This window comes from Pseudonocardia sp. DxW, from assembly GCF_058448985.1.
Genome location: NZ_JBZFLK010000008.1, coordinates 179,945 through 200,619, shown reverse-complemented (window position 1 = coordinate 200,619; position 20,675 = coordinate 179,945). Strand labels below are relative to the sequence as shown.

General features: G+C 74.7%; 23 protein-coding genes and 1 pseudogene. 13 read left to right on the top strand and 11 right to left on the bottom strand.

Annotation, left to right across the window (positions count from 1 at the left end):
* The first annotated feature begins 10 nt into the window (after positions 1-10).
* From ACVJO7_RS14950 to ACVJO7_RS14925, 6 genes are all read left to right on the top strand, one after another.
* On the top strand, positions 11-1,261 hold the full coding sequence (locus tag ACVJO7_RS14950) for a DUF4142 domain-containing protein (protein WP_491673378.1): 1,251 nt from the start codon (positions 11-13) through the stop codon (positions 1,259-1,261).
* Entirely contained in the window at positions 1,258-2,229 is a 972-nt protein-coding gene (locus tag ACVJO7_RS14945; protein WP_491673377.1) for a hypothetical protein, read from the top strand. Before ACVJO7_RS14950 ends, ACVJO7_RS14945 begins: the two co-directional genes overlap by 4 nt.
* Position 2,230: 1 nt before the next feature.
* A complete protein-coding gene (locus tag ACVJO7_RS14940; RefSeq protein WP_491673376.1) occupies positions 2,231-2,761 on the top strand; it encodes a hypothetical protein in 531 nt (176 codons plus the stop codon).
* Positions 2,761-3,972 carry a DUF6529 family protein gene (locus ACVJO7_RS14935; protein ID WP_491673375.1) on the top strand — a complete coding sequence of 404 codons (1,212 nt, stop codon included), beginning with the start codon at positions 2,761-2,763 and terminating at the stop codon, positions 3,970-3,972. Before ACVJO7_RS14940 ends, ACVJO7_RS14935 begins: the two co-directional genes overlap by 1 nt.
* A 43-nt stretch (positions 3,973-4,015) precedes the next feature.
* Positions 4,016-4,477 (top strand): Rieske (2Fe-2S) protein, encoded by a 462-nt coding sequence (locus tag ACVJO7_RS14930; protein WP_491673374.1) that lies wholly within the window; start codon positions 4,016-4,018, stop codon positions 4,475-4,477.
* A gap of 341 nt (positions 4,478-4,818) precedes the next feature.
* A complete protein-coding gene (locus ACVJO7_RS14925) occupies positions 4,819-4,968 on the top strand; it encodes a hypothetical protein (RefSeq protein WP_491673373.1) in 150 nt (49 codons plus the stop codon).
* Between the two features lie 61 nt (positions 4,969-5,029).
* Here ACVJO7_RS14925 and ACVJO7_RS14920 read toward each other — a convergent pair.
* Together ACVJO7_RS14920 and ACVJO7_RS14915 are read right to left on the bottom strand one after the other, a co-directional pair.
* Positions 5,030-5,695: pseudogene (locus ACVJO7_RS14920) on the bottom strand (XdhC family protein); the annotation flags it as partial.
* A gap of 85 nt (positions 5,696-5,780) precedes the next feature.
* Positions 5,781-6,503, bottom strand: a complete 723-nt coding sequence (locus ACVJO7_RS14915) for an aldehyde dehydrogenase family protein (RefSeq protein ID WP_491673372.1) — start codon at positions 6,501-6,503, stop codon at positions 5,781-5,783.
* A 103-nt stretch (positions 6,504-6,606) separates the two neighbouring features.
* On the opposite strand from ACVJO7_RS14915, the gene ACVJO7_RS14910 reads away from it, so the two are divergent.
* Entirely contained in the window at positions 6,607-7,365 is a 759-nt protein-coding gene (locus ACVJO7_RS14910) for an alpha/beta fold hydrolase (RefSeq protein WP_344023058.1), read from the top strand.
* Between the two features lie 4 nt (positions 7,366-7,369).
* On the opposite strand, the gene ACVJO7_RS14905 is transcribed toward ACVJO7_RS14910, so the two are convergent.
* Positions 7,370-8,008 carry a CGNR zinc finger domain-containing protein gene (locus ACVJO7_RS14905; protein WP_491673371.1) on the bottom strand — a complete coding sequence of 213 codons (639 nt, stop codon included), beginning with the start codon at positions 8,006-8,008 and terminating at the stop codon, positions 7,370-7,372.
* Between the two features lie 55 nt (positions 8,009-8,063).
* Here ACVJO7_RS14905 and ACVJO7_RS14900 point away from each other — a divergent pair, with 55 nt between their 5' ends.
* The 3 genes from ACVJO7_RS14900 to ACVJO7_RS14890 all read left to right on the top strand — a co-directional run bounded on the left by ACVJO7_RS14900 (position 8,064) and on the right by ACVJO7_RS14890 (position 9,689).
* Positions 8,064-9,008: an EamA family transporter gene (locus tag ACVJO7_RS14900; protein WP_491673370.1), complete on the top strand. Its 945-nt coding sequence runs from the start codon at positions 8,064-8,066 to the stop codon at positions 9,006-9,008.
* A gap of 68 nt (positions 9,009-9,076) precedes the next feature.
* The gene (locus ACVJO7_RS14895; RefSeq protein WP_491673369.1) at positions 9,077-9,271 is read left to right on the top strand and encodes a DUF397 domain-containing protein; all 195 of its coding nucleotides are present in this window, start codon (positions 9,077-9,079) and stop codon (positions 9,269-9,271) included.
* Positions 9,272-9,494: 223 nt separating this feature from the next.
* Positions 9,495-9,689: a DUF397 domain-containing protein gene (locus ACVJO7_RS14890; protein ID WP_491673368.1), complete on the top strand. Its 195-nt coding sequence runs from the start codon at positions 9,495-9,497 to the stop codon at positions 9,687-9,689.
* Positions 9,690-9,696: 7 nt separating this feature from the next.
* Here ACVJO7_RS14890 and ACVJO7_RS14885 read toward each other — a convergent pair whose 3' ends face one another.
* Positions 9,697-10,557, bottom strand: coding sequence for a helix-turn-helix domain-containing protein (locus ACVJO7_RS14885; RefSeq protein WP_491673367.1), 861 nt, complete (start codon positions 10,555-10,557; stop codon positions 9,697-9,699).
* A 233-nt stretch (positions 10,558-10,790) separates the two neighbouring features.
* On the opposite strand from ACVJO7_RS14885, the gene ACVJO7_RS14880 reads away from it, so the two are divergent.
* A complete protein-coding gene (locus ACVJO7_RS14880) occupies positions 10,791-10,997 on the top strand; it encodes a hypothetical protein (RefSeq protein WP_344023070.1) in 207 nt (68 codons plus the stop codon).
* A 108-nt stretch (positions 10,998-11,105) separates the two neighbouring features.
* On the opposite strand, the gene ACVJO7_RS14875 is transcribed toward ACVJO7_RS14880, so the two are convergent.
* The 3 genes from ACVJO7_RS14875 to ACVJO7_RS14865 all read right to left on the bottom strand — a co-directional run bounded on the left by ACVJO7_RS14875 (position 11,106) and on the right by ACVJO7_RS14865 (position 12,568).
* Entirely contained in the window at positions 11,106-11,552 is a 447-nt protein-coding gene (locus ACVJO7_RS14875) for a PTS sugar transporter subunit IIA (protein WP_491673366.1), read from the bottom strand.
* Entirely contained in the window at positions 11,549-11,782 is a 234-nt protein-coding gene (locus tag ACVJO7_RS14870) for a PTS sugar transporter subunit IIB (protein ID WP_344023074.1), read from the bottom strand. The genes ACVJO7_RS14875 and ACVJO7_RS14870 overlap by 4 nt, the downstream gene beginning before the upstream one ends.
* Positions 11,783-11,881: 99 nt before the next feature.
* Positions 11,882-12,568: a DsbA family protein gene (locus ACVJO7_RS14865; RefSeq protein WP_491673365.1), complete on the bottom strand. Its 687-nt coding sequence runs from the start codon at positions 12,566-12,568 to the stop codon at positions 11,882-11,884.
* Between the two features lie 124 nt (positions 12,569-12,692).
* Between ACVJO7_RS14865 and ACVJO7_RS14860 the strand changes: the two genes are divergently transcribed.
* Positions 12,693-14,975, top strand: a complete 2,283-nt coding sequence (locus tag ACVJO7_RS14860) for a heavy metal translocating P-type ATPase (protein WP_491673364.1) — start codon at positions 12,693-12,695, stop codon at positions 14,973-14,975.
* A 6-nt stretch (positions 14,976-14,981) separates the two neighbouring features.
* Here ACVJO7_RS14860 and ACVJO7_RS14855 read toward each other — a convergent pair whose 3' ends face one another.
* Genes ACVJO7_RS14855 through ACVJO7_RS14840 form a run of 4 tightly spaced genes read right to left on the bottom strand, consistent with a single transcriptional unit; the run spans position 14,982 to position 19,707 of the window.
* The gene (locus ACVJO7_RS14855; RefSeq protein ID WP_491673363.1) at positions 14,982-15,674 is read right to left on the bottom strand and encodes a class II aldolase/adducin family protein; all 693 of its coding nucleotides are present in this window, start codon (positions 15,672-15,674) and stop codon (positions 14,982-14,984) included.
* Positions 15,650-16,909 carry a 3-oxo-tetronate kinase gene (otnK, locus tag ACVJO7_RS14850; protein WP_491673362.1) on the bottom strand — a complete coding sequence of 420 codons (1,260 nt, stop codon included), beginning with the start codon at positions 16,907-16,909 and terminating at the stop codon, positions 15,650-15,652. The genes ACVJO7_RS14855 and otnK overlap by 25 nt, the downstream gene beginning before the upstream one ends.
* 30 nt (positions 16,910-16,939) lie before the next feature.
* Positions 16,940-18,322 (bottom strand): GntP family permease, encoded by a 1,383-nt coding sequence (locus tag ACVJO7_RS14845; protein WP_491673361.1) that lies wholly within the window; start codon positions 18,320-18,322, stop codon positions 16,940-16,942.
* A gap of 41 nt (positions 18,323-18,363) precedes the next feature.
* Positions 18,364-19,707: a homoserine dehydrogenase gene (locus ACVJO7_RS14840; RefSeq protein ID WP_491673360.1), complete on the bottom strand. Its 1,344-nt coding sequence runs from the start codon at positions 19,705-19,707 to the stop codon at positions 18,364-18,366.
* 175 nt (positions 19,708-19,882) lie between these two features.
* Between ACVJO7_RS14840 and ACVJO7_RS14835 the strand changes: the two genes are divergently transcribed.
* Positions 19,883-20,671 carry a DeoR/GlpR family DNA-binding transcription regulator gene (locus ACVJO7_RS14835; protein WP_491673359.1) on the top strand — a complete coding sequence of 263 codons (789 nt, stop codon included), beginning with the start codon at positions 19,883-19,885 and terminating at the stop codon, positions 20,669-20,671.
* The last annotated feature ends 4 nt before the right edge of the window (positions 20,672-20,675 follow it).

Here is a 20,675-nt window from a genome sequence, read left to right as displayed (position 1 = left end):
GGAGAAGCTGATGTCCCGCCGGATCCCCGGCCCGCTCCGCTGGTCGATCCTGGTCGCGCTGGCCGGTGTCGTCGTCGTCGCGGTGGCCCAGTCGTGGGTCGCCGCCGCACCGTTCGCCGCCGTCCAGGGCTGGACCCAGACCCAGTGGGGCCCGCTCGGCCCCGCCGACCGCGACCTGCTGGAGAAGGTCCGCCTCGCTGGCCTGTGGGAGGCCCCCACCGGGCAGCAGGGCGAGCAGCAGGCCAGCTCGCCGGCCGTCCGCGAGGTCGCCCGCAAGCTCGGCGTGGAGCACCACGACCTGGACGCCGAGGTCCGCACCGTCGCCGAGCAGCTCGGCGTGCAGCTCCCCAGCCGCCCGAACGACCAGCAGATCGCCTGGATGAACGACCTGACGGCGCGCACCGGCACCGACTACGACCGCCAGTTCGTGCAGATCCTGCGGGCCGCGCACGGCAGCGTGCTGCCGGCGATCACCGAGGTCCGGGTCGGCACCCGCAACGAGCTGATGCGCCAGTTCGCGATCGAGGCCGACACCTACGTCACCCGGCACCTCGGCTACCTGGAGTCGACCGGCCTGGTCGACTACGACGCGCTGCCCGCGCCGCCGCTCCCGGACAGCGTCCGCACCCCGTCCGACCTGGTCGTCCCGGGTCTCGTGGTGGGGGTGGCGCTGCTCGCCGCCGGTGGTCTGCTGATGACGCTCTACCGCCGGGGCCGCCCGGCCGGGGCGTCCGCGCTGGCCGAGGTGTCCCGGCTGCTCCCGGCCGGCGGGGCGATCCCGCGGCCGCGCCGGGCCCGCGACGACGGCGCCGCACCCGCGCGGGCCGCGCTCGCGGTCGGCCCGCCCGACCCGTGGGACGAGCTCGCCCGGGCACCGCAGGTGCGCCCGCGGACCGGCGGGGCGCACGCCGCGCCGGGCGAGGACACCGTCGCCGACCTGCTCGCCCCGGACGGCCACCCGCCGAACGGCTTCGCACCGGACGGTTACCCACCGGACGGCTATCCGGCCGACGGCTTCGCGCCCGACGGCTTCGCGCCGGACCCGTACGCACCGGACGGCCTCGAACCCGATCCGCCCGGTCCCCTCGACCCGGACCCGACCGGCCACGACCCGCTCGGCGGCGTGTCCGGCGCACATCCACTCGAACCCGACCAGGACGCCCACCCGTCCGGCGAACGTGAGCACGCGTACCGCCGTCGCGGGTCCCGATCCACCGGCTCGCACCGCGACCGGACCGCCCCGAGGAGTCGTCACCGATGAGCCCGTCCACCACCAACCGCCGCCGAACGGCCGCGGCCGCCGCCTTCGTCGCCTGCCTGCTCGTCGCCGGGCCCGCCGCCTACGCGGCGGGTGCCGCGACCGCCGACCGGGACGGCCCGGCCGCGGAGAACATCGCCGAGTCCCTCTCCGGGACCGGGCTCACCGGCTCCGGGCCGCGCTCCGGCTCGAAGTCCGGCGGGCACGACCACGGGACGTCGTCCTCCGGGCAGGACCCGGACGGCACCGGCTCGGGCACCGACGGTGCTGATGGCGCCGACGGCGCCGACGGTGCTGACGGTGCCGATGGCGCCGATGGTTCCGGCGGCTCGGGCCAGGACCCGGCCCCGGAGGGCCAGGACGACGGCAACGGCCAGGACGACGAGGCCGGCAACAACGACGGCCCCGACCAGGATGCCGCGGCCGCGCTGGAGATCCTCGCCTCCGACTGCTCCGCCAGCCGGCTCACCGCGCACAACGGCTTCCAGGAGGCCCCGCGCTGCGTGTCGACCGCGTTCGGTGAGGTCGCCGACGCCGAGCGCAGCCCGTCGCTGCTGATCACCGAGGCGCCGGACCGGGTCGCCCCGGGCGAGCCGTTCTCGCTCACCGTCAGCACCCGCAACCTGGTCCGCGACCGGTTCCTCGCCGCGGCGCAGGGCGGCTACTACGTCGAGTCGTCGCTGCTCGACGGCGAGGGCCTGCAGCGCGGCCACTTCCACACCGCCTGCCGGATCCTGGCCGACCCGGCCGAGGCCCCGGACTCCGCCCCGGCCCCGCTGTTCTTCGAGGCCACCGAGGACGGCGGCGGCGGCACCACCCCGGACAGCGTCACCATCGAGGTCCCGGGCGTCGACCAGGCCGGCGAGCTGCAGTGCTCCGCTTGGGCCGGCGACGGCTCGCACCGCACACCGATGATGCAGCGCGCCAACCAGACCCCCGCGTTCGACTCGGTCCGGATCGAGGTGGGCTGACATGCGGATCACCGGGCCGCTGCTGACGCTGGCCGCGGTGGCCGCCGTCGGTGCCGGGGTGGCGACCGCGAACGTCGTCCTGACTGCCCAGCCCGCGCAGCCCGCGGAACCGGCCGCCGTCGAACAGGCCACCGGTGCGCTCGCGCTCGGCTCGCCGCTGCCCGAGGCCGCACCGGCCGGGCCCGTCCTCTACTCGGGATGGTCGGCCGACCGCGAGGTCAGCGTGGACATCACCGTCGAGGACGGCCTGGCCAAGGCCTACGTCTGCGACGACGCGAGCGTCGAGTCGTGGATGCGGGGCCCGGTCGCCCAGGACGGCCCCACCCGGATGACCGCCGACGACGGCAGCTGGGTCGAGTACACCGTGCAGGACGGCACCGCCACCGGCACCGCCTCGACCGGCGGCCGGACCTGGGAGTTCACCGCGCCGACCGCCCCGGCAGGCACCGAGCCGCCGGCCGGGGCACCCGCAGCCCCGGCCGCCCCCGCGGCCCCGGAGGCCGGCGGCGGCTACGGCGGGGGCGGGTACTGATGGGCCGCGGCGCGCGGCACGCCGATCACGGGACCACCGATCCGTTCGGCTTCGCGCCGATCGTCCCGAACCCGCGGACCCCGGAGGACAGCGGCGGCTCCGCCCCGGTCGATCCCGCCCCGCGGGAGTGGCTCGAACCGGTGCCGCCGCCGCGCCGCCGCAGGGCCCGCCGCCCGCGGCCCCGCGCCGCGCGGCCCGATCCCGCCCGCGACGACCGGTGGTCCCCCGGCCCGCCGGGCGACGCCGACCGCCGGGCGGGCACCGCCGGGCGGCGGCGGGCGAACGCCCCGGGGGAGCTCTTCGAGCCCTACGGCCGGAGCGCACCACCGGGGTACCCGGCCGACGACCGCGCCGACCCGCGGAGCCGGACCGGGGAGCAGGAACCGGTCGGGGACCCGCCGCGCCGCCCGGCGCGGGACGCCGGAGCCGTCGCGCCCGGCCGCCCGCCCCGGGACGCCGGCCACGAGAGGTCCCCGGCCGGGTCCGGTTCCCGGCGGCGCACCGGCGCCGCCGGGGGCCACCGCGGACCCGGCCGGCCGGAGCCCGGCCCCGCTGCGACCGGGCTCGCCGAACGCCCCGCCGGCCCGGCCACCGCGGCGGCCCCCGCGACGGACACAGCGGCGGCCCCCGCGACGGACACAGGGACGGACACAGCGACGGACACCGCGGTGGAGCAGCGCGGGCCGGCCGGCCCGTCGCTGCGCGCCGTGATCCTCCCGGTCGTGATCGGGTCGCTGGTCGCGGTGGCGCTCGGCGTGTGGGCCCGCCAGCACGAGGGGACCGGGGTCGCGGTGAACCTCGCCGGGTTCTCCAGCGGCGCCGCCGCCAAGGCGTGGCTCGGCTCCGCGGCGCTGCTGCTGGCGATCCTGCAGGGCGTCACCGGCCGGATGCTGCGCCGCGGCTACGCCGATCCGTCGGTCGCGACGGTGCACCGGTGGTCCGGCCGGATCGCGGTGCTGGTGACCGTCCCGGTCGCCGCGCAGTGCCTGTACGCGTTCGGCTGGTCCGGGGCGACACCGTCGGTGCTGCTGCACTCGGTGCTGGGCTGCGTGTTCTACGGCGCGTTCGTCACCAAGATGCTGCTGCTGCACCGGCGCGGCGTGCCCGGCTGGGCACTCGCGGTGGCGGGCGGCGTGCTGCTCGCCGTCCTCGCCGGGGTGTGGCTCACCTCCGCGCTGTGGTTCTTCACCGGCCAGGGCCTCGTGTTCTGAGCCCGTCCGGCCCCGAATCCCGATCCGCACCAGGAGGCCCCGCATGTCCCCGATCACCCGCCGCAGGCTGCTCGCCGGCGTGGGCACCGCCGCCGCGGCGTGCTGCGCCGCGGGCTGCTCGACCTACGGCACACCCCGGGCCGCGGCACCCGCCGGGACCGGCGCCGCCCCGGAACCGGCCGCCCCGGTCCCGTCCGCCGAACCGCAGGCCGCCGCCGAGCAGGGCCTGGCCGCGGCGTCCGACATCCCGGTCGGCGGCGGCCGGGTGTTCGCCGAGGACGGCGTCGTCGTCACCCAGCCGCAGGCCGGGACGTTCGCCGCGTTCGACGCGACCTGCCCGCACGCCGGCTGCCTGGTCGACCAGGTGACCGCGACCGGCATCAGCTGCCCCTGCCACGGCAGCGTCTTCGACATCGACGGCGGCGCCCCGCTGGAGGGCCCGGCCGGCGCGCCGCTGGCGGCCCGCCCGGTCCGCGTCGAGAACGACCGGATCGTGCTGGCATGAGCGGGCCACCGGCCGTGAACGGCGATGCGGCGTCCGGCCGGTACCGGTGCGCCGACGAGCCGAACGCCTACCCGCCCGCCGTCCCGCCGGACCCGCTCGGCGGAGTGCACTCTCAGGAAGCGAACCCACCCCGGTACGACCTCGTAACGTCCTGCCCCGTCGGTGCCGCGACCCGCTCCCCGCACGGGGTCGCGGCGGACACCGGCGCCGCCGTCCGGCGTTGCTCCCCGCCGCCGGACATCCCCCGGCAGGCGTCGTGGTCCCCGGTCGTGGCTCCGAACCCCCGCCGTGCCCGGGCCCTCGACCCCGGGCACGGCGGGACCTCGACCCCCGGAGGAACCGTGCCCGCAACCCCGGCCGACACCGAGCCCGCGGGCCCCGGCCCGATCGGCACCGCGGATCCCGGCCCGGCCCCGGAGCGCGGCCACGACGGCGCCGCCGACCACGGCGAGCGCTGGATCGACCGGCTCGGCTGGGAGGAGGTCGCCTGATCCGGGCGGCCGGCCTCAGCCGTCCGCCGTCCCGGCCAGGAAGGCCCGCCGACAGCGCGATCTCCGGGGCGGTCCGCGCCCCGAGGTCCAGACCGGCCGGCCCGTGCAGCCGGGCCACGTCCGGCTCGGCGACACCGGCGGCGACCAGGTCGGCGCGGACGGCGTCGGCCCGGCGCCGGCTCGCGACGACGGCGACGTACGGGACGCCGGCCGCCAACGCCGCGCGCAGCACCGGGATCTCGTCGCGGCCGTGCGAGGCGACGACCACCCCGGCCGTGTCCGGCGCGACCGGCTGCTCCGGCGCCGGCCAGGCGGTCACCTCGAACTCCAGGCTGCGGCCGACCCGGGCCAGCGCCCTGGCCACCGGCGAGTCGCCGACGACGGTGACCATCGTCGGCGGGACGATCGACTCCAGGAAGATCTCCAGGGTCCCGCCGGACAGGCACGGGTTGCCGACGGTGCGCAGCCCCTCGACCGGGTCGCCGCCGTCGTCGCCGTCCGGGGTGATCCGCAGCAGCCCGGACTCGCCGGCCCGCAGCAGCCGCAGACCCTCCGACCGGACGGTCGACTCGGCACAGGAACCGCCGACGAAACCGTCGATCGTGCCGTCGGCGAGCACCACCGCCCGGTCGCCGGGCTTCGCGCTGGTCGGGCGCTCGGCACGGACCACGGTGGCGAGCACGAACGGGGTCCGGTGCGCGCGCAGGTCGCTGACCCTGGCCAGCATCTCGCCGCTGGTCACCGGGCTCACCGGATCGCCAGGTCGGGGCGCAGCGGGCGGCCCTGCACGGCCCGCCACACCTGGGCCGGGGTCAGCGGCATGTCGGCGTGCCGGACACCGATGGCGTCCAGCAGGCCACCTTGTCGACGCCCGGATGGCCGGCCAGGTGCGCGGCGGTGTCCCGGTCGTTCGTGGTCACCACGTTCACGGTCCCCGCCGGGAAACCGGCCTGCTCGATCAGCTCGGCGAAGCGCAGCGTCGAGGCCGGGGAGTGCTCGGACGGCTTGACGACGACCGTGCAGCCCGCGGCCAGCGCGGGCGCCAGCCTCCAGGTCATCAGCAGCAGCGGCGAGTTCCACGGGGTGATCGCCGCGACCACGCCGATCGGCTCGCGGCGGGTGTAGACCAGGTAGTCCGGGTTCGGCGACGGGATCTGGCGGCCCTCGATCGTCGGCGCGATCCCGGCGAAGTAGTGGTACCAGCCGCCCAGGCCGGTGAGCTGGCCGATCATCTCCCGGTAGGGCTTGCCGGAGTCGGCGACCTCGGTGCGGGCCAGCGCCTCCGCGTGCTCGGTGACCAGGTCGCCGAGCCGGCGCAGGCAGGCCGCCCTGGCGAACGGCGTCATCGCGCCCCACTCGCCGTCCAGCGCGGAGCGGGCCGCGGCGACGGCGGCGTCCACGTCGGCGGGACCGCAGTCCGGCACCGACGCCCACGGGCGTCCGGTGTACGGGTTCCGGGTCTCGAAGGTGGCCCCGGACGCCGCGTCGGTGGGCCTGCCGCCGATCAGCATCCGGAACGTCTCGAGCTCGGCCATCGGTGGTCCTCCGGCTGCGGCGACGGTGCCTCGCCCGGAACCCTACGAACCCGGACCGCCCCGCGCAGCGTCCGACCGGACGAAGGGAGGGCACGATGGGGGCATGGCACTGGACCTGCATCACGTCGCCGACGGCCCCGAGTCCGCCCCGGTCGTCCTGTTCGGACCGTCGCTGGGGACCGACCTGCACCTGTTCGACGCCCAGGTGGCGGCCCTGTCCGACCGGTTCCGCTGCGTGCGCTTCGACCTGCCCGGGCACGGCGGGTCGCCGGACGTCACCGACGACCTGACGATCGCCGAGCTGGCCGAGGGTGCGCTGGCCGTCGTCGGGGACACCGACTTCCACTACGTGGGCGTGTCGATCGGCGGCGCGATCGGGCAGTGGCTGGGCGTGCACGGCGGCGAGCGGGTCCGCAGCATCGCGGTGCTGGCGACGGCCGCCCGGTTCCCGAACCCGGAGGCCTGGCCGCAGCGTGCGGCGACGGTGCGCGAGCAGGGCACCGAGGCGATGGTCGCGTCCCGGCCGGGCACCTGGTACGTCGAGGACTGGGCGCGCCGCGACCCGGCGGGGGAGAAGCGGCTGCTGGACATGCTTCGCGCCGCGAAGCCCGGCGGGTACGCGGCCTGCTGCGCGGCGGTCGGCGCCTTCGACATCCGCGCCGAGCTGGGCTCGGTGTCGGTCCCGGCGCTGGTGGTGGCCGGCGCCGACGACCCGGCGACGCCGCCGGCGACGCTGCGCGAGATCGCCGACGCCGTCCCCGGCGCCGAGTACGCCGAGATCGCCGACGCGGCGCACCTGCTGAACTACGAGCGCCCCGACGAGGTGAACGCGCTGCTCGAACGGCACCTGGCCCGGGTGTGACCGCTCAGCCGCGGCCCGCCCGCCGGGCCCGGTAGGCGGCCACGTGCGCCCGGTTCGCGCAGTTGCCGGTGTCGCAGAACCGCTTCGAGCGGTTCCGGGACAGATCGACCAGCACGGCGTCGCAGTCCTCGCCGGCGCACCGGCGCAGCCGGGACAGGTCGTCGCCACGCACCAGCTCGACCACCGACATCGCGATCTCGGCGCCCATCCGGTCGGCCAGCGGGGCGTCGCGCGGGGTGACGTGCAGGTGCCAGTCCCAGCCGTCGTGCCGGGCCAGCCGGGGGCGCGCGTCGGTCTCGGCGAGGATCGCGTTGACCAGCTCGACCGTGCGGTCGCGGTCGGGGGCGGCTGTGCCTGTTCCCGCTGTGACCGTTCCCGCTGTGCCCGTTACCGGACCGGCGGGGGTGCCCGAGTCCGGGCCGGTGTGCGCGGCGGGGGGCCAGAGCGCGACCAGCCGGTCCCGGAGCGCCCGGACGGCGGCCCGCTCGTCGTCGGTGCGGGCGCGGTCGCCGGTGTACGGCTGGCCGTCCATCCAGGTCTCGAACAGCGTCGCGTCGCCCAGGACGTCCGGGTCGGTCAGCCCGGTGTTCACCAGCGACGCGGCCGCCGCGAGCACGACCTGGGTGTCATGGGCGAATTCCATGTTGACCCCTGACATCTTCGGTTCCTAGTGTCAGGAGTCTATGAGTACTTCGGTCGTGACACGGGACCACCTGGTCCGCGGACTCGCGTGGGCGCTGGTCTCGGCGGCCGCATACGGTTTCTCCGGCCCGCTCGGGGCCGCCTTCCTCGACGCCGGCTGGTCGCCCGGCCTCACCACCCTGATGCGGATCGCCGGCGCCGCGCTGCTGCTCCTGCCGGTCGCGGTGGTGCTGGCCCGCAGGCACCGGCCGGACCGGGCGGCCAGCCGCAAGATCGTGATCTTCGGTCTGTTCGCGGTGGCCGGGGTGCAGCTGTGCTTCTTCCACGCGCTGCAGTACCTCTCGGTCGGGGTGGCGTTGCTGCTGGAGTTCCTCGCCCCGGTGCTGCTGGTCGGCTGGACCTGGATCACCAGCCGGCGCACCCCGTCGGCGATCACCCTCGCCGGGTGTCTCGTCGCGCTCGCCGGTCTGGTGTTCGTCGTGGACCCGTTCGGGCCGCAGCGCGTCGAGCTGGTCGGGATCCTCTGGGGACTCGCCTCCGCGGTCTGCGTCTGCGTCTACTTCGCGCTGCCCGGCGGGAACCGCGAGGGCCAGGTCCCGCCGCTGCTGATGATCTCCGGCGGGATGGTCGTCGGCGCGGTCTCGCTGACCGTCACCGGGCTGCTCGGGATCACCCCGTGGGAGACCGGCGCCCCGGTCGGGACCCTCGGCGGCGCCGAGCTCGACTGGCTGCTGCTGCTCGGGATGCTGGTCGTGCTCGCGACCGCACTGCCGTACGTCACCGGCATCCTCGCGATCCGGCGCCTGGACACCCGGGTCGCGTCGTTCGTCGGATTGTCCGAGGTGCTGTTCGGGGTGCTCGCGGCCTGGTTGCTGGTGGCCCAGCAGCCGACGCTGATGCAGCTGCTCGGCGGGGTGCTGATCCTCGGCGGGATCGTGCTGATCCGGCGGGCGGAGAACCGGGCCGCCGCGACACCGAGCGAGGTGGCGATCGACGGGTGACTCGTCGTGGGCGGCGGGAACACGTACCGTCAGTGTTTCGGTGACACCGTGACACGAAGGTGGGGCGCATGGCTCTTCCCGGCCGATTCCGCACCAGCTCGTTCTGTCTCGGCGGTGAGTGTGTCGCGGTGTCCGTCACCCGGGAGGGTGTCGAGGTCGCGGTGAGCTCGGATCCCGATCGCGCGCTGCACTTCTCCGCGCCCGAGTGGGAGGCGTTCCTCGCCGGTGTGCGGGCCGGCGAGTTCGATCTCCCGCGCCCGTAGTGCACACCCCTTGACCTCGCTGCACACCCGCTGCGGGGGGTGTGCAGCGCAGCGAAGGGGTGTGCGGGGGGTGGGCTGCGACCCGGCGATGGGGGTGCACTACCGTGCCGCCACCGGTGTTCCGGAGCACACCACCCTGCGGCGTCGCCGTCTGGAGTCCGGTGTGGACCGGAGCCCCGGGCAGGCGTGGCTCCCCGTAGGCCCAGCGAGATCGAGGTCGTCGTTGTCCGAGAACCGGTTCGTCACGAGTTCCTTCTGCTACGGCGGCGAATGCGTCGCGGTCGCGGCGCCCGAAGGTGGCGTGGTCGTCCGCTCGACGGTGAGCGGGGCCGAGGTGAGCTTCAGCGACACCGAGTGGGCGGCTTTCGTCGCCGGCGTGCGCAACGGCGAGTTCGACGTAGATCGCCTGCGCGGCTGACCGGCTCTCAGTTCGCGAGACGGTTCAGCAGCGCCGCTCGGGTGGCCTCCGGGGTGAGGGCGTTCGCGAGCACGTTCTGCCAGACGGCCTCATAGCTCGCGACGGTCTGTTCGGCGTCGTAGTACAGGTCGTTCTCCGTGCTCTCGACGTTCACCACGGGCCAGTCGTTATCGGGATCGCGCGGGTCGAAGATCGAGAACGTGCTGGTCGCGCGGGTCCATCCGGCCGTGAACGGGAGCAGTTGCACCGTTACGTTCGGCTGAGTCGCGCGGTCCAGGAGCGCGTGGATCTGTCCACGCGCGACCTCCGGGTCGGTCACGCGGTGCAGTGCGAGCTCGTCGAGTACGAGATGGACGTCGAGCGGCGGCGCGTCGGCCCGGCCCGGTTCGATCACGTCCTGGCGGCGCATCTTGATCTCCACCAGTCGTTCGATCTCGCTACCCGGTAGGTTCGGCTGCGTCACGGCGAGCAGGTCTCGCGCGTACGCCTCAGTCTGCAGCAGGCCCGCGACTGGGATCGAGAAGGTGCGCTTCGCACGCGCCTCGGTTTCCAGAGAGAGCAGCAGATCCAGATCTGCTCCGGCGACCACCGCGCTGAGCGGCTGCCACCACCCCGGCGACTTCGCCTCCGTCGCCCAGTCCAGCACCCGGTCCCGCTGCTCGACGGGGGCCTCGTAGATGTCCAGCAGGTCCCGCACGTCCCGGAACTTCGGCTCGACCGCACCCGTCTCGATCCGGCTGAGCTTCGACGGCGAGATCTCCAGCCGCTTCGCCACCTCGGCGAGCTGCAGGTTCCGGTCACTGCGCAGCCGCTTGAGGACGTGACCGAGGCGCCGCCGGATGACGACGGGGCCGTGTGTGACGGTCATGTCCACTCCTCCACGCCCGGGCCTGCGATCATGTTACCGGCTGTTCCCGTGCAATTGCATGGGTCGGAAATTGCATCGGGTCTGGTGCAGGCGGTTGTTCGCACGCATACTGTCCTCCTGATCCTGAGCAGCGGCAACAGCCGCTGAAGGGGGTGCGCCATGCACGACCATGACGGCACCACAGTCAGTTCCCGGAAGCACGGTCCGGCCATCCGCGAGCGGGGGTGGCCCCGATGACGACCTATCTCGTCGCCGGCGGCGGCATCCTCCTGATGTTCTGGTTCGCCCTGCTCATCGGCACGTCACTGGACACCGAGGGACAGCGCCGCGAGTGGAAGCGGGTGGCAGAGCAGCGCCGGGCCGCCTGGGAGGAGCGCCAGGGGGAACGGCGCCCGCTCGAACCCGACGGTCTGTGCCTCGACTGCCCGCTGCGCAGATGAGACGGCGCGGGCACCGACACGGCGCGGGCACGTCGCCGAGATGCACGTCAGCGGGGTCGCGGGGCACCCACCGGCCCGCTGAGCTGCAGCTCGGCGAGTGAGGCGGACTCAGGCGTCCCAGCTGAAGAGCGGATCGCCCGGCCGGACCTCGCCGGTCGCGTGGGCGTGGGTGCCGTCCGGTGCGGAGTCCATCAGCACCACCGGGCAGATCGCGGACAGGCCGCGAGCGCGCACCTCGCCCGCGTCCATCGTGACGACCGGCCGGCCGGCGGTGACCCGGGCGCCCTCCTCGGCGTGTACGACGAAGGCGCCGAGGCCGACCGTGTCGATGCCGAGATGCACCAGCACGCCCGCGTCGTCGTCACCGACGACGACGTAGGCGTGCGGGTGCAGCTTCGCCAGCGTCCCGGAGATCGGGGCGACGGCCTCGACCAGCCCGCCCGGCGGCTCGATCGCGAGACCGGAGCCGAGCATCTGCTCGGCGAACACCGGATCGGGCACGGCGGTCAGCGGCGCGACCCGCCCGGCCAGCGGCGCCGTGACGTGCACGGTCACAGCAGGTCCCCGATGTCGTCGGCGATCATGTCCGCCTCCGGCCCGACGACGACCTGCACGACCGTCCCGGAGACCACCACGCCGTGCGCGAGCCGCTGCAGCGCCGCCCGGTCGACCAGCCCGGGATCACGGACCTCGGTCCGCAGCCGGGTGATGCAGCCCTCGATCTCGACGACGTTCGCCGCCCCGCCGAGGCCGGCCAGGATCGCCCCGGCCCGGTCGTCCGCCATCGTGTCGCCTTCCCGTGGTGCCGGAGGGGGCCCGGGATGCTCCGGGGCCTGGGATCACGGACCGTGCGCGGTGCCCGGTCCGTGATCAGCTCGCGGGGTTCAGCCCGCGGCGGCCTGGCGCAGCGCGTCCGGCGTCGGCTGCTCCAGCGGCTGTCCGTTGACCCGCACGGTCGGGGTGCTCTGAACGTCCGCCTGGAACGCCTGCTGGGTGATGCCCTGAGCCCACGTCTCGTAGCGCTCGTCCTCGACGCACTGGGTGAACTCGGGGCCGGCGCCGGCCTGCTCGCCGAGCTGCCCGAGCTGCTCGGTGGTCAGTCCCGGGCCGCCTTCGGTGGGCTGGTTGGCGTAGAGCAACTTCTCGAACTCGGGGAACACGCCGGCGTCGGCGGCACAGCCGGATGCGGCCGCCGAGCGGGAGGAGTACCGGTCCGTCGACGCCCGGTCCAGGATCGCGATCGGGTGGTAGATGATCTCCGCCTGACCGTTGTTTCGCAGCTCGTCGAGTGTCGATCCCGACATCTCCTCGAACTGCTTGCACGCCGGACACTGGAAGTCGAGGTAGACGTCGATCTTCGTCGGCGCGTCGGGGTTCCCTGTCGGGACGCCCTGGGCGGTCGCGTTCTGCGGCACGATCAGCTCGGCCGGCTGGTTGTTCCAGTACACCCCGAACCCGACGAGGGCGGCGAAGGCGACCACCACGATGATGCCGAGCACCGTCGCCTGGGACGGCCCGTTCTTGGCGGTGAGCGGGTTCTTCCCCTTCCCCGCGCTCCTCTTTGCGGCCATCATCCGTCCTCCTCGGGGGTGGTCGTCACACCCTTGTTTGTACTGGGCGGTTGTGTTCGACGCCGCTCCGGGGTACCGCGGTCCCGGGTGGTCGAGGTTTGACCTCGTGTAGAACCATGGAGGAGTGAGCATCGACGGCGCCGTGGACGTCCGCAGGGTCGAGCTGCGGATCGACGGCATGACCTGCGCGGCCTGCGTCGGGCGGGTGGAGCGCAAGCTCGGCAAGCTCGAGGGCGTCCGGGCGACCGTCAACCTGGCGACCGAGCGGGCGACGGTCGAGTACCCGGCCGGCACCGACGTCGAGACGCTGCTGGGTACCGTCCGCAAGGCCGGCTACGGGGCCACCGAGCTGCGCCCGGGTGTCACCGACACCGGCGACGCGGCCACCGAGGACGACACCGCGCTGCGCAGGCTGCGCACCCGGATGGCCGTCGCGCTGGTGCTGTTCATCCCGCTGGCCGACCTGTCGCTGGCGATGTCGCTGGTCCCGTCGCTGCGCTTCCCGTACTGGCAGTGGGTGGTCGTCGCGCTGGCGCTGCCGGTCGTGGTGTGGGCGGCGTGGCCGTTCCACCGGACCGCGTTCGTGAACCTGCGGCACGGCACCACCTCGATGGACACGCTGGTCTCGCTGGGCGTGATCTCGGCGTCGGCCTGGTCGCTGGGCGAGATGGCGTTCCTGGACACCCGCACCACGCTCACCGGGTGGGACGCGGTGCTGCACCCGTCGGGCCCGCTGTACCTGGAGGTCGCGGCGGGCGTCACGACGTTCGTGCTGGCCGGGCGCTACTTCGAGGCCCGCGCCCGGCGCACGGCCGGCCGGGTGATGCGCTCGCTGGCCGCGCTGGAGTCCGACGAGGTCACCCTGCTCGTCGACGGGGCGGAGACCCGGATCCCGGTCGGCCGGCTGCGGGCCGGTGACCGCTTCCTGGTCCGGCCCGGTGAGCGGATCGCCGCCGACGGCGTCGTCGCCGAGGGTGCCGCGGCCGTCGACACCAGCGCGATGACCGGCGAGCCGGTCCCGGCCGAGGTCGGCCCGGGCGACGCGGTCACCGGCGGCACCATCCCGGCCGGCGGACGCCTGGTGGTCGTCGCCGAGCAGGTCGGCGCGGACACCCGGCTGGCCCGGATGATCGCCGCCGTCGAGCGGGCGCAGGTGCAGAAGTCGGCGACCCAGCGGCTGGTCGACCGGGTGTCGTCGGTGTTCGTGCCGGTGGTGCTGGTGCTGGCCGTGCTGACACTGGGCGGCTGGCTGCTCGCGGGCGCCGGCTGGGCGGGCGCGCTCGGCCCGGCGATCGCCGTCGTGATCATCGCCTGCCCGTGCGCGCTGGGGCTGGCCACGCCGACCGCGCTGATGGTCGCCACCGGCCGCGGCGCCGAGCTGGGGATCTTCGTGAAGGGCTACCGGGCGCTGGAGACGACCCGGGCCGCCGACACCGTCGTGCTCGACAAGACCGGCACGCTGACCACCGGCCGGATGACCGTCACCGACGTCGCCGCCGCCCCCGGGGTGGACGCCGATCTGCTGCTGGCCCGGGCCGCGGCCGTCGAGTCCGGCTCGGAGCACGCCATCGCCGCCGCCGTCCGCCGGCACGCCCGGGACGCCGGGCTGGCGGTCCCCGAGGTCGGCGAGTTCGTCGCGCTGCCCGGCCTCGGCGCCAGCGGCACCGTCGACGGCGTCGCGATCACGGTCGGCCGCCCGCCCGCCGACACCGGTGCGCTGGCCGAGCGGATCGCCGGCTGGGAGGCGTCCGGGCACACCGTGGTCGCCGTGCAGGTGCGCGACGAGCTGGCCGGGGTGATCGCGTTGGCCGATCCGGTGAAGGAGTCCGCGCCGGTCGCCGTCGCCGAGCTGGTCGCGATGGGCCTGCGGCCGGTGCTGCTGACCGGTGACCGGCCGGCCGCGGCGCACGCCGTCGCGTGGGCCTGCGGGATCGACGACGTCGTCGCCGGGGCGCTGCCCGACGACAAGGTCGACCACGTCCGCGCGCTGCAGGCGCAGGGCCGGACGGTCGCGATGGTCGGCGACGGGGTGAACGACGCCGCCGCGCTCGCCGCCGCGGACCTGGGCATCGCCGTCGGGTCGGGCACCGACGTGGCGCTGGAGGCGGCCGACGTCGTGCTGGTGCGCGACGACCTGCGGGTGCTCCCGGCGACCGTCGAGCTGGCCAGGGCCACGATGGGCACGATCCGCGGCAACCTGTGGTGGGCGTTCGGCTACAACACCGCCGCGATCCCGGTCGCGATGGCCGGGCTGCTCAACCCGCTGCTCGCCGGCGCGGCGATGGCGATCTCGTCGTTCCTGGTGGTGACGAACAGCCTGCGCCTGCGCAAGGCCGCGAGCTGGGCCGACGAGACCCTGGGATCGGTCCGTACCTCGGACCGCGAGACGGAGTACGTCGAGGGCTGATCGGACTCAGCCCGCCGGCAGATCCCAGTGGGTTCCGTAGCGCCCGGTCAGCTCGCGCACCGCGTCGTCGTCCAGCCAGCGCGCCGGGGTGCCGGTGAGCAGCACCACCACCCGCGCCGCCTCCTCCAGCTCGACGGCGGCGTCGACGGCCCGGTCCAGGCCGGTGCCGCCGGCCAGCGACCCGTGGTGGGCGAGCAGCGCCGAGGTGAACCTGCCGGGCAGCGCGGTGAGCCCGTCGGCCAGCGCCTGCGAGCCGGGCGCGGCGTACGGCGCGAGCGGGGCCTGCCCGACCCGCATCACCAGGTACGGCGTCGCGGGCGGCAACGCCGAACCCGCCGAGAACGGCGGCAGGCAGGACGCGGCGACCACGTGCGGCGAGTGCAGGTGCACCACCGCGGCGAGATCGGGCTCCCGCCGATACATCGCCAGGTGCAGCGGCACCTCCTTGGACGGCCGCGCGCCCGCGACGTGCGTGCCGTCGGCGTCGGTCACGCTCAGCAGGTGCGGCTGCAGGTCGGCGAGGCCGACACCGGTCGGGGTCACGACGACGGCGTCGCCGGAGCGCTCGGAGAGGTTCCCCGACGAGCCCGGGCTGAGCCCGAGCGCGGCCAGCCGGTGCCCGGCCGTGCACAGCCGTTCCGCAACGGGGAGCAGGTGGGCCGGGACGTCGCCGGTCACCGGCCCGCCCCGGCGGTCCACGCCCGCACGAACAGGTCCTCGCCGCCGAAGTTGCCGGACTTGAGCAGCAGCGCCAGCGGCTCCCCGGACCCGGATCGCTCGGCGAGCGACCAGGCGACCCCCGGGTCCAGCCGGGGCCCGACGGCCAGGCTCCGCACGCCGAGCGCGGCGACGACCGCACCGGAGGTCTCGCCCCCCGCGACGGCAATCGCGCGGACGCCCCGGTCGACCAGCTCGCGGGCCAGCGAGGCCAGCGCCTGTTCGAACAGCGGTGCGTCCGCCGGGTCGGCGACGTCGCCGGGCTCGGCGGTCGCGTGGACCACGACCGGGCCGTCGGCAGCGCCGGCGTCGAGGACCCGGTCGGCCAGCGCGGCGTGCTCGGCCGCGGCGTCGGCGCGCAGCGCGGCCGGATCCAGCTTGATCCCGCGTCCGGCGGCGACACCGGCGCGGACCTGCCACTGGGTGGCCTGCGAGGCGCTGCCCGACAGCACCACGCGCGGCCCGTCCCCGACCGCGACGGCGACCTCGGCGACCTCCCGCGGCCCGGACAGCCCTTGCGCGACCGCACTGCCACCGGTCAGCAGCGGCAGGTCGACGGTGGCCTCGACCAGCGTCACCAGGTCGGCGTCGCGCACGGCGTCGGCCACGAGGTAGCGCGCCCCGGCGGCCACGGCCTCGTCCAGCGCCCGGCGCAGTGCCTCCGGGCCGGCCTCGACGTGGCCGAGCCCGACGTGCCCGACGGCCGCGGCGCCGTCGCGGACCTGGGGTGCCAGCAGCCGGACCAGGCTGGAGTCACGCATCGGGGTGAGCGGGTGATCGCGCATCGGGGACTCGTCGAGCGGATCGGCACCGACGAACAGGTGTCCGGAGTAGACGGTCCGGCCGTTCGCCGGGAACGCCGGTGCCACCACGGTCCAGCGGGACCCCAGCGCGTCCTGCAGGGCGTCGGCGACCGGGCCGATGTTGCCGGCCGGGGTCGAGTCGAACGTCGAGCAGTACTTGAACAGGAACCGGGTGCACCCGGCCTCGCGCAGGCCGTCGAGCGCCGCGAGCGACTCCGCCACGGCCTGCTCGACCGGGGCGGTGCGGCTCTTGAGCGCGACGACCACCGCGTCGGCGTCGTCGACCGATGACGGCGGGCCGTCGGCCATCACCTCACCCGGTACGACGGCGGTGCGGAACCCGGACGAGGTCAGGACGATCGCGAGATCGGTCGCGCCGGTGAGGTCGTCGGCGATGGCGCCGAGCTGGGGCACGGTCTCCTCCTGGGGTGGTGGTGGGGTGACTCAGACGACTCCGGTCACGAGCAACAGGTACAGCACGGCGAACCCGGTGACCCCGGAGATGATCGACGCGACGCCGATCGACCGGATGCCCTGGCCCACCGTCATGTTGGACAGCGAGGTGGTGACCCACCAGCCCGACGAGTTTGCGTGCTTCATGATCTGCGCCCCGGTGGCGCAGGCCAGGTACACCGCGACCGGCGACAGGCCCAGCGTCTCGATCAGCGGCTGCATGATCGCGGCGGCGGTCATCACGCCGAGGATGTTCGACCCGGTGATCGTGCACACCGCGGCGGCGACCAGGAACGGGATGATGATCGGTGAGATGGCGATCTCCTGCACCCCGCCGGCGATGTTCTCCGCGACCCCGGTCTCGCGGATCGTGAGCGCCAGAGCGCCGCCGACGCCGGTCAGCGCGAGCGGCATCGCGGCGATCCGCAAGCCGCTCTCGAACAGGTCGTTCAGCATCGCCTTCTCCTTCCAGCGCCCGCCGAACAGCGGCAGCGACAGCAGGCAGGCAAGGAACAGCGCCATGGTGGGCTCGCCGACGAACTCCAGGACCGTCCGGACCGGGCTCCCCTCGGCCATCAGCGGGCCGAGCAGCGACGCCGAGCTGATGAGGGCGATCGGTGCGACGATCGGGGTCAGGCAGGCCAGGAGCGTGGGGCTGCGGACACCGGTCCGCTCCTCGGTGGTGACGTCGGTATTCCCGGACCCACCGGCCCCGCTCCCGCCCGTGGGGTCCAGGTTCTCCACGAACTCGGGCTTCGGGTCGACGTGCGTCTTGAGCAGCGACAGGTAGAGGGTCGCGGTGATGATGCCGGGGATGCCGACGGCCAGGCCGAGCAGGATCGCCTCGCCGGTCGGCACGCCGAGCAGCGCGGCCGAGGCCAGCGGGCCCGGTCCCGGCGGGATGACCGAGGTCATCACGTACGCACCGATGTAGAGGATCGGGCCGAGCTTCATCATCGAGATCCCGGTGCGGGCGGCCAGCGCCGACACGATCGGAATCAGCATGACCACGACCGAGTCGGCGATCAGCGGGATGCCCACGATCGACGACGCGAGTGCCACCGCCCACGGGACCTTGTTCTCGGAGAACAGCTGCAGGCAGCGCTCGGTGATCGTCTGCGCGGCACCGGAGAGCTCCAGCATCTTGCCCAGCACGCAGCCGAAGATCACCAGCAGGCCCACGTTGGCCAGCGTGTTGCCGAAGCCCTCGGTGACCAGTTCGATCGTCCCCACACCGCCCATACCCAGCGCCAGGCCGAGCCCGACGACCACCACGAACAGCGTGGCGACGGGGTGGACCTTGAAGCGGGCGATGAGGACGACGAGGACGACGAGCGCGAGCAGGAACGCGCTCAGGATGTAGATGTCCGACACGACGATGTATCCGATCGGGGGTGAGAAGGTGAGCGGAAAGGTCAGCTCGGCGCGCCGGCGTGCCAGGCCCCGAGCAGTGCGGGATCGGGATCGGCGAGGTCGTCGATCCGGACCGGCTCGCCTGCGGCGACGTCGCGGGCGAGCGTGGTGTGCGCGGCGAGGTAGAGCGGGGCGGCCCCGGCCGGGGCCGCGCGCACGTCGAGCAGGACCGGGGCGACGCCGTCGACGTCGTGGTGGTGCCCGCCCATCGCGAGCGTCCGGCCCGCCGGAAGCGCCGTCCGGGCGCGGCCGCCCAGCACGACGTGCCGGCCCCGGTTCGCGGGCGCGGCGGCCGCGCCGCGCGCGGCGACGTCGAGGATCGACAGCGGGGTCTCGACGCCCATCAGGTGGTAGGGCAGGTACAGGCAGGCGTACCGGCCGTCCCGGCTCACCACGTGCCCCTTCCCGGCGAGCGTCTGCCAGGTCACCGGGTCGTGCGTGCGGACGACGACGAACACACCGCCGGCGAAGCTCGCCTCGTCCGGGCGGCGCAGGACGGTGAACACGTCCACGACGCCGGGCCGCGAGACGATCCCGCCGTGCTCGGCCAGCGCGTAGACGTCGGCGAGCTCGGCGGTCCGGGCCACCGGGTAGTGCAGGGTCTCGACGTCCGGGGTCAGGCCGGTGGCATCGGCGACGACGGCCATCTCGCAGAGATCGGCGGCCGCACTGCGACCGATCGCGGCGACCGCCTCGGCCCGGGCGCGCAGCGTGTCGCCGATCGCCGCGGTGCGGCTCAGCAGCTGCTCGGGGTGGTCGACCGTGATCTCCTGCTCGAGGTGCCGCAACCGCCCGGTGGCCGGGTCGAGGACAAGGTCGTACTCGCCGGACTTGCCGACGGCGACCACCTCCAGCCCGACCTCGCGGGTGCGGGCGAACCACTCGACGAGGTTGGCGGGCTGGTCCCCGGCGCCGGGCACGTAGCCGAGCCCGCGGCCACCGGCGCGGCGGGCGAGATCGGCCCCGGCGACGGTCTCGACCTCCTTGGAGACCATGACGACGTGCCGGTCGTGCTCCAGGGCGTCGACGGCGGCCCGGTACCCGGCGGCGGGACTGCCGGTGGCCTCGACGAGCACGTCGTGGTCGCCGCCGGAGAGCAGGCCGGTGTCGGGCACCACGGCGACCGTGCCCCGGGGACGCGCGGCGAGCTCGTCGGCGCTGCGGCAGACGGCCAGCTCGTCGGCGCGGAAGCCGAGCTCGCGGCACATCGTGACGGTGCCGTCGACGTCGAGATCGCACAGCACCGCCGGCTCGCCCCTCGGCGTGAGCCGGGTCTGCGCGAGCAGGGTGCGGCCGAAGCCGCCCTTCGCGCCGGTGAGCGCGTAGCGCACGACCGGACGGTTCATCGGGCCTCCTCACGACGTCCGGTGGCGACAGCACGGCGTGGTCGGCGAGCACCGGTCGGACGACAGCTAACACAGGAATTCACATCTGAGTCAACTATTTTCACGTATGAGCACAGACGCGGTACCGTGCGCTACCGTTCGGGATCGTGCGACGAGGTGTTTCGGAGGTGGCCGGGTGATCCCCGACCAGCGTCGTGAGCGGCTGCTCGTCGAGCTCCGGGGGGCGGGCGTGCTCTCGGTCCGCGAGCTCGTCGAGCTGCTCGGGGTCTCGCACATGACGGTCCGCCGCGACATCGCATCGCTCGAGGCCGAGGGTCGGGTCGCGTCGGTACCGGGCGGGGTCCGGCTGATCGACCAGCTGCACAGCGAGCCGCCGTACCGCGCGAAGGCGTCGGTCCGGCTGGACGAGAAGCGCGCGATCGCCCGGGAGGTGGTCGGCCTCATCGGCAACGACCAGGTCGTCTACCTCGACGCCGGCACCACCCTCGGGCAGGTCGCGCCGCTGCTGTGGTCGCACACCGGGCTCACCGTGGTGACCAACGACCTGACCACGGCCGTGCTGCTCAGCGAGCACCCCGGGCTGGAGCTCTACCACGTCGGCGGCCGGGTCGACCGGGCCAACCGGTCCACCGTTGGGGAGCTGACCGCGCGTGCGGTCCGCGAGCTGAACCTCGACGTCGCACTGATCTCGACCAGCTCCTGGGACGAGCAGCGGGGGAGCACCACGCCGCACGAGGGCAAGGTGCCGGTGAAGCAGGCCGTGATGGAGGTGGCAGCCCGGTCCTACCTGGTGGCCGGCTCCGACAAGTACGGCCGGGTGGGCACCTTCCGGGTCGCCGATCTCACCGGGTTCGACGCCGTGGTGACCGATTCCGGCCTGCCCGCGGCGGTCACTGCCCGGCTGCGCGCCCGCGGGGTGGTGCTGCGGACCGCCCCGCTCCCCGGCGCCCCGGCCTACGCCTGATCCT

Coding starts and splice junctions, on each gene's coding strand:
- ACVJO7_RS14950 (WP_491673378.1), top strand. CDS start 11: ATGTCCCGCCGGATCCCCGGCCCGCTCCGCTGGTCGATCCTGGTCGCG.
- ACVJO7_RS14945 (WP_491673377.1), top strand. CDS start 1,258: ATGAGCCCGTCCACCACCAACCGCCGCCGAACGGCCGCGGCCGCCGCC.
- ACVJO7_RS14940 (WP_491673376.1), top strand. CDS start 2,231: ATGCGGATCACCGGGCCGCTGCTGACGCTGGCCGCGGTGGCCGCCGTC.
- ACVJO7_RS14935 (WP_491673375.1), top strand. CDS start 2,761: ATGGGCCGCGGCGCGCGGCACGCCGATCACGGGACCACCGATCCGTTC.
- ACVJO7_RS14930 (WP_491673374.1), top strand. CDS start 4,016: ATGTCCCCGATCACCCGCCGCAGGCTGCTCGCCGGCGTGGGCACCGCC.
- ACVJO7_RS14915 (WP_491673372.1), bottom strand. CDS start 6,503: ATGGCCGAGCTCGAGACGTTCCGGATGCTGATCGGCGGCAGGCCCACC.
- ACVJO7_RS14910 (WP_344023058.1), top strand. CDS start 6,607: ATGGCACTGGACCTGCATCACGTCGCCGACGGCCCCGAGTCCGCCCCG.
- ACVJO7_RS14905 (WP_491673371.1), bottom strand. CDS start 8,008: ATGGAATTCGCCCATGACACCCAGGTCGTGCTCGCGGCGGCCGCGTCG.
- ACVJO7_RS14895 (WP_491673369.1), top strand. CDS start 9,077: ATGGCTCTTCCCGGCCGATTCCGCACCAGCTCGTTCTGTCTCGGCGGT.
- ACVJO7_RS14885 (WP_491673367.1), bottom strand. CDS start 10,557: ATGACCGTCACACACGGCCCCGTCGTCATCCGGCGGCGCCTCGGTCAC.
- ACVJO7_RS14880 (WP_344023070.1), top strand. CDS start 10,791: ATGACGACCTATCTCGTCGCCGGCGGCGGCATCCTCCTGATGTTCTGG.
- ACVJO7_RS14870 (WP_344023074.1), bottom strand. CDS start 11,782: ATGGCGGACGACCGGGCCGGGGCGATCCTGGCCGGCCTCGGCGGGGCG.
- ACVJO7_RS14865 (WP_491673365.1), bottom strand. CDS start 12,568: ATGGCCGCAAAGAGGAGCGCGGGGAAGGGGAAGAACCCGCTCACCGCC.
- ACVJO7_RS14840 (WP_491673360.1), bottom strand. CDS start 19,707: ATGAACCGTCCGGTCGTGCGCTACGCGCTCACCGGCGCGAAGGGCGGC.